Genomic DNA, 13,062 nt, shown 5'->3' with positions numbered 1-13,062 from the left:
ATTGCGCAGGCTCCGTCCAACGACAGCGCGCGAGGTGACGAATCACCGGGCAGGCTTGCTCAGGTCTCGACGATTCGCCGCGCGAGGTGGCGACTCACCGGACGGGCTTGCTCAAGCCGTGTCGGCACGCCGCGCGAGGTGAAGAATCACCGGACAGGCTTGCTCAGGTCTCGACGACTCGCCGCGCGAGGTGACGACTCACCGGACAGGCCTGCTCAGGTCTCGACGACACGCCACACCCGGTGGCGTGTCACCGGACAGCGCGTCACAGCCCCCGGTGGGCGTCGGAGATGCCCGGGGGCGCGGCGTGCAGGGCCACGCGGAAGGTGGTGCCCACGCCCACGGACGACTCGACGGAGATGTGTCCGCCGAGCGCGGTGACGATGGTGTCGCAGATGGACAGGCCCAGGCCGGTGCCGATGCCCGCGGACTTCGTCGTGAAGAACGGGTCGAAGATGCGGCGCAGGTGCTCCGGGGGGATGCCGCCGCCGGTGTCCCTCACCTCCACCAGCACGCGCGCGCCGTCGTCCGGCCGCGTGGTGATGCGAATCTCGTTCGTCTCCGACTGGCCCTCTTCAATCGCGTGCGCGGCGTTGATGACCAGGTTGAGGAACACCTGGAACAGCTTGCCCTCGTTGCCGCGCACCGGCGGCACCTCGCCGTAGCTCTTCACCAGTCGAGCGCGGGGCCGCACCTCGCTGGCCGCCATCTGCGCCACCGAGTCGAGCACCCGGTGCACGTCCACCGGCTCCTCGCGCGTGTCGTCCACCCGCGAGAACACCCGCAGCTGGCGGACAATCTGCCGCATCCGCTCGGCGCCCTCGCGCGCGTCGTCCAGCACCTGGCGACACTCCACCAGGTCGTCCGGCGTCAGCGGCCGCGCGCGCGGGCCCACCGTGGCGTGCAGGAAGTCCAGGTTGGACAACACATACGCGAGCGGGTTGTTCAGCTCGTGCGCGATGCCCGCCGCGAGCAACCCCATGGACGCCATGCGGTCGGCGAGCATCAGCTGCGCCTGCGAGCGCTTCCGCTCGGTGAAGTCCCGCGCGATGGTCACCCACGCGGGCGTCCCGTCGAACACCACGGCCAGCGTCACCAGGTCCGCCACCACCGTCTCGCCGTCGCGGCGCACCAGCGGCACCTCCACCGCGCGCGCCGCGCCCTTCCCCTCCAGCGCCTGCCCCAGGTAGAGCTGCGCCGCGCTCCGGTCCTCCTCGCGCACCAGCTCCAGCACGTGCCGCCCGAGCAGCTCCGACGCGTCCCGATAGCCCAGGTACTGCACCAGCGCGGGGTTGACGGACAGCAACACCCCGTCCCCCACGTGCACCATCACCGGGTCCGGGAAGGACTCGAGCAGCAGGTGCACGCCCGCCTCGGTGCGCCGCAGCGTCGTCTCCGTGCGCACGCGCAGGGCCTTGTCGTTGCGCTGCTCCAGCGCGAGCGACAGCGTGCCCGCCGCGCCCGACAGGAGATTGACCTCGATGGGCCCCCAGGGCCGCGCCTCCCGGCAGTTGTCGAAGCCGATGACGCCGAAGAGCTGTCCGTGCACGTGCAGCGGCAACAGCAGCACCGAGCGCACGCCCTGCGCCTCCAGCATGGGCGTGAGCACCTCGGTGAAGTCCTGGGGCAAGCCCTGCACCGGCTCGCCGCGCATCAGGTCCGCGGCCTGCTCGGGCCACAGCGCCTCCAGGAGCGGCAGCCCGTGCATGTTCGGGTCCTCCAGGTTGGGAGGAATGCCCGGCTCGCACCACTCGGCGCGCTGCGAGGCGAGCAGCGCCCCGTTCTGCGCGCGGTGCATCTCGAAGACGTAGACGCGGGAGGCGGCGGACACGCGCCCCAGGGGCTCGACGACGGACGTGTACAAGTCCCGAGGGTCCTGGTGCGGCATCATCCGCCGCTGCACCTCCACCATCGTCTCCAGGTAGCGCTCGCGCGTGGCGACGGCCTCCTCGGCGCGCCGACGCGAGTCGATGTCCAGCAGCGTGCCCACCACCTCACCGGGCTGCCCCGGCACGCCGCGCGCCGTGAGGACCACCCAGCGCGACTCGCCGCCGACGAACAGGCGCAGCTCCTGCCGGGCGTCCGCCACCTGCTGCGTGGCCACCGACTCCAGCAGGTGACGCGCGCTCTCGCGGTCCAGCCCATGCACCACGTCCGTCAGCGGATGTCCCTGCGACACCACACCCAGCGTCCCGGTGAGCTTCTCCCACCCGGGCCCCAGGTACGTGACACGCCCCTGGGCGTCGAGCTGGAAGACCACCTCGCTGAGCAGCCCATCCAGGGACTGGAGCCGCCGCGCCACCGCGGCCCCTCCATCCGTGGACGCGGGCCGCGCGGTCAGGCCGCTCGTGCTCGCCTCGGGAACCTGTGCCAGGGCCTCGACGCGCCCCTCGTCCCGCCGCTCGTCTGCCACTTCGGCCTCCTGCGCCCGCGTCGGGGGGTCGGGTGAAAACCGCTCCAGACCCTGTGCCCCTCCCGGTGGCGACCTCCCCTCCAGCATAGGGGCGGCGAATGTCGGGAAGTCAATGAAGGCGGAGAAGGTTCACCCCTGGTCGCCTGGCTCCCACCCGCCCGGCATCCCCGAGCGGGGGCGCTCGCGGCGGTCGCCGAGCACGCGGGCGGGCACCCCTCCGACGATGGCCCAGGGCGGCACGTCGCGAGTGACGACGGCCCCCATGCCCACCACCGCGTGGTCGCCAATCGTGACGCCATCCGTCACGCCCGCGTTGGCACCTATCCATACATCCGCGCCCACGTTGATACCCCGGGACGTGACGGGCTGGTCACGCACGGGACGGTCCGGGGCGAGGCCGTGGTCGAAGGCGTAGAGGGTGGCGCCGCTGGCGATGCGGGTGCCCTCGCCCACGCGGATGCCGGCCGCGCCACCATCCAGGCTCACGCGGGCGTTGAGGCTCACGCGCGGACCGAGGGTGACGGGCCCGTGGACGAAGGCCTCCGCGGCGATGCTGCAGCCGGGGCCCAGGGCGACGGTGCGACCGGGCTCGGCGAAGATGCGGGCCTCGGGGGCGACGAAGCAGCCCTCGGCGATGGTGACGGTCTCCAGCTCCATCAGGAGCGCCTGGACCTCCTGCTGCCACGCCTCCGCCCAGCCCCGGTGGCGGGGCTTGAGGACGAAGTAGAGCCACGGCATCCAGGAGAGGCGGCGTTTGTGCTGCTCACGGCGGAGCGCGTCCAGGTCCACGCCCACTGCCTACCATGTCCGCGCGGGGGCGCGGGGGCTCAGCCGAGCCGGGGCGCCACGGTGAAGTGGTGGCGCTCGCGCTCGGCGGTGATGGCGTCGGTGTCGACGGGGATGGGCTCGAGCGGCAGCACCATGTCGTCGGCCTCCCAGCGGTAGGGCTCGCCGTCGAGCATCACGCGGCCCTCGGCCATCGCGCGCGTGGCCTCCAGGAGCGGCATGGACGCGAGGTCGCGCATCATCGCCTCGAAGCGCCCCTGGCGCGCGGGGTCGGCGAAGCGGAAGCGCGCGCGGGCCACGACGGCCAGGTGGTACCACATGGGGCGGAAGGCCACGCCCGCGAGCCCCAGGCGCCTGGCCATGAGCACGAACATCTCCGTGGCCTCGCGCGCGAGCCCCAGGCCGGGCACGTCCTGGCCGGGGAGCTGGGGACGCCGCTCGCTGAAGCGCGCGCGGGGGTGGCGCAGGCTCAGCCAGTTGACGAAGAAGTACGGCGCGCCGGTGATGGAGCGCTTCTCCACGACGACGTCCACCAGCAGGTGCTCCTCGCCGCCCGCGCGGCCCAGGACCTTGATGCGGTCTCCGGCGCCGGTGGAGCTGACCTCCACGCGGGGGCGGCTGTAGCCCAGGCGCTCCACCTGCCACAGCAGGCCGTAGCGGAACAGCGCGTACTCGAGCGACTGCGCCGTGTAGAAGCCGAGCACGCGCGGCTGCACGGCGCCGCCCAGGCCCAGCGAGCCCTCCAGGTCCTCGAGCGTCAGCGGCTCATCGAGCGGCGCGCCTTCCTGGGACAGCATCCGCGAGATGCGCCGGTAGCGGGCGCTCATCGGGTCATAGCGCGCCTTGATGCGACGGCCCGCCATGCCGGACAGCACGAGCACCGTGCCGGCGAAGACCTTCCACGACTCGGCGTGGTAGCCGCCGCCGGGGAGCCACACGCTGGGCACGCCGCGCAGCGCCCGGGCGAGCAGTTCGTCCCTGCGCCGCGCGCCCTTCACGGTGAGGCCCACGCGGCCGAAGCGGTCTCCGGCGAGCACGTCGCAGCCCGCGATGACGAAGGCGAGGCGAGGCTTGGGCATGCGCTCGAGCATCGCGTCCAGGAGGGCGAGGTACTGCTCGTCGGTGACGCCCTCGGGGACGCGCGTCTCGTCGACGCCTTCGGGCAGCGCGCCCCAGTCGCTGCCGGACAGGGAGCCGATCCACACCTTGGGGTGGCCGGCGAGACACTCGGCGGTGCCGTCGGGTGGGTGGGCGTCCAGGTCGAGGACGACCGTCTGTCCTTCGTAGCCATCGGCCTGGAGGGCGGCGAGCGCCACGGCGATGTCGTTGACGGCGCAGAAGCCGCCACCGCGTCCCGGGGCGGCGTGGTGGAAGCCGCCGGCCATGTTGACCACGGGGCCTCTGCGGCCGAACGCGAGCCGGGCGGCACCCAGGGTCCCGCCGCAGACGAGGCGCACGTTGGAGAGGAGCGTGTCGACGGGGACCTCGGACGGGTCCACCGCGTAGATGCGAGCGAGTGTCTCCGGCTGGCCGAGGGACTCCAGGTAGGCGGCGTCGTGGACGCGGGACAGCTCCGCGTAGCTGACCTGCCTGGGGTGGTAGACGTCCTCGGGGCGGACGACGTGCTTCTCGAGGAGATACCACGTGGTGAAGTCCACGCCGCGAGGCTCGACGCCGACGGTGGTCTCGATGCCGGTGAGCGGGAGGCGGTAGTCCTCGTCGTAGAAGATGGGGACGTGCTCGCCGCGAGCGAAGGGAAGCCACCGGCCCAGCCAGCGCCACACGCTCATGCCGCGCACCTCGCGCGAGGTGGGAGCGGACGACTCGGAGGGCAGCGGGATGGACGGCGCACGGGAGCGCGACTTTCGCCCAGCGGGAGGCCCATGGGGGCTTTTTCGTGGGCGCGCAGACGGGGGTCGTTTGCTCTCAGCCGCTGAGAGGGTCCGGAAGTCGGCGACCGGGCGACCAAGCGGCCCTGGTGGACGAGGGCGGCGTTCACTCCACCTGACGCCGGGCCTCTTCACGCAGGGCCGGGCTGCGACGGCGCAGGCCCCGCGCGGAGAGCGCGGTGAGCAGCGCCCACGCGAGCCCCGCCACCCAGCCGCCCAACACGTCCGTGGGGTAGTGCACGCCCAGGTACACGCGCGTCAGGCCCACGAGCACCGGGAGCAGGAGCGACACGGTGAGGATGTACGCCTTGAGGCGTCGGCGCTCGGTGAGCTGCGCCAGGAGCGCGCCGAGGGTGAGGTAGACGATGGCGGACAGCATCGCGTGGCCGCTCGGGAAGCTGGTCGTCATCACCTCCTTGAGGTGCGGGACCACGGAGGGACGGGGGCGAGAGAAGAACTGCTTGAGCAGGCCGTTGAGCAGCGTGCCGCCCACGGTGGCCACGAGCACCAGCAGCAACGTCCGGTAGCGACGCACCAGGAGCAGGAAGCCGCACACCGCGAGCGTCACCAGGAAGAGCACCGGCGCGCCGCCGAGCGACGTCACGTCCTCCGCGGTGAGCCGCAGCCACCAGGGGCCTCGGGGAAGGGACGGGTCCTGGGGGCTGCGCAGCAGGCGCAGCACGCGCTCGTCGAAGTCCTGCGTCTCGCCCTCCGTCACCTCGTCCGAGAGCGCGATGAAGCCCAGGCAGCACACCGCCAGGAGCAGCAGCATCCCGAAGAGCCGCGTCACCGCCACGTTCCGGTCCGACATCCGCGCCCACTGAGCCCACAAGCCACGCCACATGTTCGTGACACTATGCATGGATGTGCGCCCCGAGACTCCTGGGAAGCGCTGAGTGTCCGCTGTCCTCCACGCCTTCGACGCGCCTGCCCTCGGGACTCCTCATGGCCACCCAGTATCCGCACCTCGAGCCCCTCCACCGCGACTTCATCCTGCGCCAGCGGATGTTCTTCACGGCCTCCGCCGCCAGCACGGGACGGGTGAACCTGTCCCCCAAGGGGCTCGACTCGCTGCGCGTGCTCGGGCCCAACGAGGTCGTCTACCTGGACCTCACCGGCAGCGGGAACGAGACGGCCGCGCACCTGCGCGCCGACGGGCGACTCACGCTCATGTTCTGCGCCTTCGAGGGGCCGCCGATGATTCTGCGCCTCTATGGGCGGGGACAGGTGCTGCGTCGGGGCAGCGCCGAGTACACGCGGCTCTTGGCCCACGAGTTCGGCGGCGTGGAGCCGCTGGGGGCGCGGCAGATGGTGAAGCTCGACATCGACCTCGTGCAGAAGTCCTGTGGCTACAGCGTGCCCCTGTACGAGTTCACCGCGGACAGGCCCACGCTCACGCGCTGGGCGGAGAGCAAGGGAGAGGAAGGGCTGACGGAGTACCGGCGCAAGAAGAACGCTCACAGCATCGACGGCCTGCCGACCGGCCTGTTCGACGAGGAGGAGTCCGACTGACGGCGGGATGCCCTGAGGCGGACCGGGTTCCTACTCGGATTCACCCGCCTTCAGTTCTTCTGGAAGAGGCGCGGCCATGAACAACAACCGTCCTTGCGCCTGGACGACCATGAAGCCCTTGCCAGCGATTCTCACCCGCTCGGAGTCCCGGGCCTTCCCGCTGGCGAGCCACTGGTCCGCCTCCTCTCTCGACTCAAAGTCCTGTGAGACCTCGACCGTGAAGGAGGTCTCGGAGAACTGCGCGTAGTACCTGGCGAACTCAGCCTCCTTCGCACTGTCTCGAATGTAGAGGAGGGCAGCCTGGGCAAGCTTGAGAGCTTCCTGCTCCTTCGAGCCCTCCTCCTGACTGTCGATAAAGGGGTTCAGCGCCAGCAGCATGCTGTCCAAATCGAGACCGAGGGTGTTCGCCATATCGTCACGGGACATAGGTCACTTGCTCACAACGGGGCCAGAACCAGCGCGCCGCCCGCTGCGATGGTAATGACGTAGGGCGCGGCAACCACGCCCGCGATGATGACCACGGTTCCAATCGCCACCTCGGACTTGTGCTCCCTGAGCCAGACGAGCGCGACATCCATCGTGGGGAAGTGAAGCTGAAGCTTCTCCTTCTGCGAAGAATCCTGCCGCTCTGCCTCCTCCTGCTTCTCGATGCACCTCATGAACTCTTCGCGGCATATCTGGGTACAGTGATGATGGTGCATCGCAGAGCCCTTCTTGATGCTTGAAATACTTGGCTTGCGATCCCAGCACTTTTGGAAGCACTGCCTTTGCAGTTCGTTGCAGTACGCCTCCACACCCGAACCGCCAGTTCCACTCCCGTGGTCAACGCCGACACCGTTAGCGTCCTCGGAAATGACGTGGACTTGCCGCTCCAGTTGCCGAGTGTGGGAACAACCGATGCTGGCCGACGCCAGCGTCACCACCAGCACTGCCCATCTCATGGAACCCACCAAGATCATGTTCTACAGCGAAAGGCCACTATGCCGGCTCGCTCGCTGGGTCGCCATGACGAAGGTAGCACCTCCGCGGCAGCTTCATTTTCGTCCAGGTCCTCGGCCCCTTAGAGGGGAGCGAAGTGCCGCCAGTCCTGGCGGAGGGGGAGGACTTGGAATGACAGTGATTCGCGGTGTCGGCGCCATCTCGCTCGGCAAGTGTCTGGGTGCTTTCTATGCGTTGATTGGCGTCACCGTGGGAACACTGACGAGCATGGCGGTGCTGCTGCTCGGCTCGTCTCGCACCTACGCCATCCTCGGCAAGGGCCTGCACCTGGGCGAGCTGGGACTGGGCGGCGGGCTCCTCCTGATGGTGGGAGCCGTCATCCTCTACGGCCTCGCGGGCTTCGTTCTCGGCCTCATCACCGGCGCCCTGCTCAACCTCGCGCTGCGCCTCGGAGGCGGTGTCGAGCTGGAGCTGGAGTAGCCGCTCGACACACGGGCCTACGGTGAAGCGCCCTCTCCGGGCTTCACCACCGCGAGCGCCACCTGCTTCGCCCCGGCGCCCTGGGCCAGTCGCATCACCTTCAGCACATCACCGTGGGTGAGCGACTGGTCCGCCTTGAGCAACAGCCCCCGGCCTGGCTCCGCTCGAATCGCGGCCTGGAGCCTCGCCTGGAAGGCCTTCTCGTCCGCGTACGACTCCGCCTCCACGAACAGACGGCGGTCCGACGTCATCGAGAGGATGAGCGGATCCCTCGGGGTCGCCTTCTCTTCGTCCGGCTGTCGCGACGGAGGAAGGGCCACCTGCTGGCCTCGCTGCATCATCGGCGTCACCACCATGAAGATGATGAGGAGGACCAGCACCACGTCGACCAGGGGCGTGACGTTGATCTCACTCTTCACGCCACCCCGGCCACCACCGACGGACATACCCATGCGGCTGCTCCTTGCTGGAAGGGACAGTCACCTGGGTACACGGACGCGAGACGCGGCTGGCGGGCGGACGTCCCGCGAGCGGTCATCGTTCCGTCACGGCGCGCCGCTACCGCGACAGCCGGAACCGGTCCTGCCCCGCACTGCCGAACGCGGCGCCCAGCACGCAGAAGAAGTGCAGCACGATGCCGGGGAACACGAAGAACCAGTACCCCGCGCCCACGAAGCAGAACCACAGGATGGCCCGGAAGAGCTGCCCCTTGTAGAGCTGCCCCAACCCCGGGAAGAAGAACGACAACACACCAGCGATGATGGGGTTGAAGCGGCGCTCGCGGATGATGTCGGTCGTCATGGCGGTCTCCAGTCCTCCTGCCTCCCCTAAAAGGGCGCGGCGCGGCACGAAAATCCCGCCCGTCCCTCAGGGCACCGGGCGAGCGGGCGGCTCGGGCGTCAGCACCAGCCCGTCGAACACACCATACGCATACGCCGCCGCGAAGGCATAGGCGCCCACCAGGTACGTCACGTTCAGCGTGCGCGCCGTCCCCTCGTCCTTCGCGCTGTAGCGCCCATCCGGGCCCCGCAGCGACAGCGACGTCCCCAGCGACACACCCGCCATCGCGAGCCCCAGGCCCTGGCTCACCGCCAGCGCCGTGCCCATCCCCGAGCGTCCCTGCTTGAAGTGCCCCACGCCCATCGGCGCCAGGTACCAGGCCCGGGACATCGTCGGAGGCGCCTCTCGTGTCGCGACCTCGCGCACCGGCGTGGCGATGGGCGTCGGCGGAGGCATCAGGCGAGGACGTCGCTCGGCCCGCAGCTCCGCGATGCGCGAGGCATGCTGGGTCCTCGCGCGCTCCACGAAGGCGAGGAAGTCCGGCGGATACAACAGCGGGTCCAACGCCGCGCCCTCGTGGGCGGCCAGCCCGCGCACGACCTCGTCCTCGGCGCGCGCCAGCTCCTCCTGCGCATGCCACGTCGCCCCGAGCAGCAGGTGCGCATGCGCCTCCAGCTCGTCGCCATCGAGCCGCAATGGATAGAGCAATGACTCCAGCTCCGCGCGCGCCCGGGACAGCTCACCGGACTGGTAGGCCTCCCGCGCGCCATCCAACGGCGACGCGGCGAGCACCCCGAGCACCAGGGCCAACCCCATCATCACGGCGGCCCCTCCATCGAGACCTCGAGCTGCCGTCCCGCCACCGCGTCCACCTCACGCTGCAACACGGGCGCACCCGCGCGCCGCGCCGTCACGGTGTGGCGGCCATGCTCCACCTTCACCGCGCTCGCCAGCGGCGCCACGCCCACCTCCCGGCCGTCCACGAAGAGCCGCGAGCCCACGGGCGCGAGGATGAGCACCTCCGCCTTGCGCAACGGCAACACCACGTCCCGCGTCACCGTCTCCCCAGGCGCGAGCGACACCTGCATCTCCACCTCGTCACACAACGAGTTGGCGAAGCGCAGATGGTGCGTCCCCGCGGGCAACGAGACCTCGCGCACCCGAGGCGTGTACCCCCGGCTCTCTCCGTTCACGAAGACCTCCGCCCACGGGCGCGCCGTCAGCTTCAGCACCCCGGGGCTCGCGGGCGCGGCGGCACTCGCGTCCGAACGCGCCGTCGGCGCGGGGTCACCCGTCACGGGAACGACAGGGGAGCCCTCCATCGACTCCGGCTTCACTGAATCTCCCACGGGGGCATGCGCTACCGACGTCACGTCTCCCCGTGTATTCGATTCGCCAGCGTCCGCGACGTCCGTGTCCGGGGTCGGCTCCGGCTGCGTCGAAGCCCCCGCGGTCGTCTCGCCCACGGTGCTCGGACGCGGAGCCGTAGGCACGGAGGCGCTCCCAGCGCGCCCCGAAGGGCCTCCGGTGGACCGAGCACCCATCGACTTCTTCGCCTGCGTCCGCGACAGCTCGGCGAGAGCCTCGCGCGCCGCGCTGACACTCTCGCCTCCCAGCCCATCATCCAGGAGGGGCTCGGCTCCGCGCCCCGCGTCCTCGCTCCCTCGCGCGAGCGCCTTCAGACATTCCGAAGAGGAGCCTCCCTCCGCGCACGACGCCTTCCCCGCGCCTGCCTCTCCAACGTCCGAGGCTCGTGCGCCCGCCCTTTCCCCTCGGGACGGCGTCGAGCCCTCGCCCTCTGCGCCTGCCTGTCCATCCCGGGACGAGGTCGCGTCCTCGGCCCGCGCACCCGAAAGACCTTCACGGAGCGACGTCGCGTCGTCGGCGCGTGCACCCGACGGACCTTCACGGAGCTGTGTCGCGTCATCCGGGGACAGCGTCGAGTCCCCGGCCCCTGGCACCAAAAGCACATCCTCGGCTCGCGACGCCTCGCGATGGCGAGACAACGTCCATCCACCCAACCCCGTCGCCGCGCAGAGCACGAACCCCGCGGCCCACCACGCCCGCGAGTTCCTGGGCCGCTGCCGCTCCCGCAGCAAGGCCACCACCTCGGACGACGTAGGCTCCAACGCCAACGCGGCGTTGAGCACCTTCGCGGCGCGAGCACCCTCGCCCTTCGCCAGCAGCGTACGCCCCTCCGCGAGCAATCGCTGGAAGCGAGACTTCCGCCACTGGATGGCACCCGCCATGGGGTTGCTCAAGAACTCGCGAGCTACCTCGGCGGGCGGCCCCACCTCCTGCCGCAGCAGCGCCTCCAGCTCCGCCGCCAGCACGCCGCCGTCCGTCGGCCGGTTCCGGGCATCCCTCGCCAGACACCTCGACACCAGGGCCGACAGGGACTCGGGCGTCCCCGGCACCACCTCCGTCAACGACGGCGCATCCCGCGTCATCACCGAGGCCGCCAGGTGCGCGGCGCCCTTGCCCGCGTGCGGCGTCCCGCCCGAGACCAGCTCGAACAGGATGACCCCCACGGCATACACATCCGAGGCCGGGGTGAACGCGCCCGTGTCGATGCGCTCGGGCGCCATGTACGCCAGCGAGCCCGTCACGGCGCCCGTGCTCGTCAGCCGCTCCTGGTCCTCCAGCGCGGCCAGCCCGAAGTCCGCCAGCTTCAGCGGCCCGCCCTCCGCCACCAACACGTTGTCCGGCTTCACGTCGCGGTGCACGACGCCGCTCGCGTGCGCCGCGGACAGGGCCCGCGCCAGCTCCCAGCCCAGCACCAGCGCCGCCTCGGGCGGCACCGGCCCGAGCCTCGCCGCGAGGCTGCGCAGGTCCTCGCCCCGCACCCACTCACAGACGAGGAACGGCCCTTCCGCGTCCTCACCGAAGTCGTGCACCTCCAGGATGTTGGGGTGGCGCAGGGAGGCCGCCAGCTCCGCCTCGCGTCGGAAGCGCTCCACGCGCCCGGGGTCCTTGCCGGGGTGCATCCGCTTCAACGCCACGGGCCGGGACAGGCGCAGGTCCACGGCCAGGAAGACCGTGGCCATCCCCCCACGCCCCAGCTCCCGCTCGAGTCGGTAGCGGCCCGAAACCACCTCACCCTTCATCACGGGCGCATTCTCGGGGAGCCGCCTCCCGCGAGCAACCCAAGTGCTACAGCCGGCAGGCCTTCGTCTCGCCCACCTGCTCGCACGCTCCCACAGCACCCCCGGGGCAGTCCCTGTCCAGCCGACAGGTGCGCCGACACCGCGACTCCGCCCCCGAGCTCAGGCACACCGCGCACGTCGCGCAGTCCCACGAGTTCTCACAGACTTCCCCCGTCGATTCAGGGATTCCCGTGCACTCCCGCACACACAGCCCATCCAACGCGCACTGGTAGCCCGCGGGACAGATGCCGCCTCCCGCGTTCGGGTTGCAGGACTCCTCGCACCGGGGCCGCTCCGGACGGCACCTCGCGGTGTCCGCGCAGTCGAACGGGTCCTTGCAGGCCTCACCCAACCGGGGCCCCACCTCGCATTCGTCGTTGTTGCAACGTCGCCCATCCCGGCACGTGAAGTCGGACGTGCACGTCTCCGCGCACCGCCCTTCCACGCAGGCCGCGGCTGCCTCCAGGCACTCACAGGCGCGAGTACACGCGCCCCCCATCCCCACCGTGGCCGCGCAGCCCCCATCCGACGAACCACACGTCGGACCCGAGCAGCCCGCGTCCGGCGCCTCGCAAACCGCGGTCGTGCACCCGGCATCCAGGCCGCCACCCCCATCCGCGCCACCGCCGCCGTCCGAGCCACCCCCATCCGCCTGCGTCGCGACGGGCACGCAGGCGTTCAGCAGTCCCGAGGAGTCGGGCACCGGGCCACAGCCGTAGCCCGGGCGGTAGCAGTCCTCGCCGCACCCGAGCAGGCAGACCCCCAGGTCCTTCGCGCACACGGTGCCCGAGGGACATGGCGCGTCGGCGGAGCACTCGAGCAGGCAGTACCCCCCCGGAAAGCCCAGGCCGCAGGTGAGCCCGGGGCCGCATTCCGAGTCCCCGTCACAGTCCTCCCCCACCCGCTCCACGGCCCGAGGCTCACAGCCTCCCCGCACGCAGACCTCGTTCGAGGCGCAGGCGTGTGACTCGTCACAGCGGACACGGATGTCGAGAGGACAGCCCGGCGCGAACAGCAGCACGAGCACGACCAGCCCACAGCAGGAAAGGAAGCGACGCATCAACAAGGCCTCGCCACTCTACGCGCAAATCCCCGCGGGAGCGCGAGCCCCCGCGAG

The 13,062-nt window shown here is 70.9% G+C and carries 13 protein-coding genes; 2 read left to right on the top strand and 11 right to left on the bottom strand.

What is annotated here, in order from left to right; translation table 11 throughout:
* Positions 1-265: 265 nt before the first annotated feature.
* The 4 genes from AC6JA9_RS03340 to AC6JA9_RS03325 form a co-directional block, all read right to left on the bottom strand.
* Positions 266-2,302, bottom strand: a complete 2,037-nt coding sequence (locus AC6JA9_RS03340) for an ATP-binding protein (RefSeq protein WP_426736479.1) — start codon at positions 2,300-2,302, stop codon at positions 266-268.
* Positions 2,303-2,542: 240 nt separating this feature from the next.
* Positions 2,543-3,202, bottom strand: coding sequence for an acyltransferase (locus tag AC6JA9_RS03335; RefSeq protein WP_046710754.1), 660 nt, complete (start codon positions 3,200-3,202; stop codon positions 2,543-2,545).
* Between the two features lie 38 nt (positions 3,203-3,240).
* A complete protein-coding gene (locus AC6JA9_RS03330) occupies positions 3,241-4,989 on the bottom strand; it encodes a histone deacetylase family protein (RefSeq protein ID WP_497959071.1) in 1,749 nt (582 codons plus the stop codon).
* A gap of 205 nt (positions 4,990-5,194) precedes the next feature.
* Positions 5,195-5,899 carry a phosphatase PAP2 family protein gene (locus AC6JA9_RS03325; RefSeq protein WP_223749879.1) on the bottom strand — a complete coding sequence of 235 codons (705 nt, stop codon included), beginning with the start codon at positions 5,897-5,899 and terminating at the stop codon, positions 5,195-5,197.
* A 134-nt stretch (positions 5,900-6,033) separates the two neighbouring features.
* Here AC6JA9_RS03325 and AC6JA9_RS03320 point away from each other — a divergent pair, with 134 nt between their 5' ends.
* Positions 6,034-6,600 carry a pyridoxamine 5'-phosphate oxidase family protein gene (locus tag AC6JA9_RS03320; protein WP_267698289.1) on the top strand — a complete coding sequence of 189 codons (567 nt, stop codon included), beginning with the start codon at positions 6,034-6,036 and terminating at the stop codon, positions 6,598-6,600.
* 30 nt (positions 6,601-6,630) lie between these two features.
* Here AC6JA9_RS03320 and AC6JA9_RS03315 read toward each other — a convergent pair whose 3' ends face one another.
* On the bottom strand, positions 6,631-6,978 hold the full coding sequence (locus AC6JA9_RS03315) for a hypothetical protein (protein ID WP_497959070.1): 348 nt from the start codon (positions 6,976-6,978) through the stop codon (positions 6,631-6,633).
* 59 nt (positions 6,979-7,037) lie between these two features.
* Complete coding sequence (locus AC6JA9_RS03310; protein ID WP_497959069.1) at positions 7,038-7,529, bottom strand: hypothetical protein; 492 nt, start codon at positions 7,527-7,529, stop codon at positions 7,038-7,040.
* 181 nt (positions 7,530-7,710) lie between these two features.
* On the opposite strand from AC6JA9_RS03310, the gene AC6JA9_RS03305 reads away from it, so the two are divergent.
* Positions 7,711-8,019 carry a hypothetical protein gene (locus AC6JA9_RS03305; RefSeq protein WP_497959068.1) on the top strand — a complete coding sequence of 103 codons (309 nt, stop codon included), beginning with the start codon at positions 7,711-7,713 and terminating at the stop codon, positions 8,017-8,019.
* Between the two features lie 17 nt (positions 8,020-8,036).
* Here the strand turns inward: AC6JA9_RS03305 and AC6JA9_RS03300 are convergent, their stop codons facing one another.
* The 5 genes from AC6JA9_RS03300 to AC6JA9_RS03280 all read right to left on the bottom strand — a co-directional run bounded on the left by AC6JA9_RS03300 (position 8,037) and on the right by AC6JA9_RS03280 (position 13,005).
* On the bottom strand, positions 8,037-8,471 hold the full coding sequence (locus AC6JA9_RS03300; protein WP_223749874.1) for a biopolymer transporter ExbD: 435 nt from the start codon (positions 8,469-8,471) through the stop codon (positions 8,037-8,039).
* A gap of 106 nt (positions 8,472-8,577) precedes the next feature.
* A complete protein-coding gene (locus AC6JA9_RS03295; protein WP_046710746.1) occupies positions 8,578-8,820 on the bottom strand; it encodes a hypothetical protein in 243 nt (80 codons plus the stop codon).
* A gap of 66 nt (positions 8,821-8,886) precedes the next feature.
* Positions 8,887-9,618, bottom strand: coding sequence for a hypothetical protein (locus AC6JA9_RS03290; RefSeq protein WP_426748316.1), 732 nt, complete (start codon positions 9,616-9,618; stop codon positions 8,887-8,889).
* Positions 9,618-11,906 (bottom strand): serine/threonine-protein kinase, encoded by a 2,289-nt coding sequence (locus AC6JA9_RS03285; RefSeq protein ID WP_497959067.1) that lies wholly within the window; start codon positions 11,904-11,906, stop codon positions 9,618-9,620. Before AC6JA9_RS03285 ends, AC6JA9_RS03290 begins: the two co-directional genes overlap by 1 nt.
* A 46-nt stretch (positions 11,907-11,952) precedes the next feature.
* Positions 11,953-13,005 carry a hypothetical protein gene (locus AC6JA9_RS03280; protein ID WP_223749871.1) on the bottom strand — a complete coding sequence of 351 codons (1,053 nt, stop codon included), beginning with the start codon at positions 13,003-13,005 and terminating at the stop codon, positions 11,953-11,955.
* Positions 13,006-13,062 lie beyond the last annotated feature (57 nt).

This window comes from Myxococcus sp. MH1, from assembly GCF_059738865.1.
Note: the sequence above shows the minus strand (reverse complement) of the source record. Positions and strands in the feature narration are given on the sequence as shown.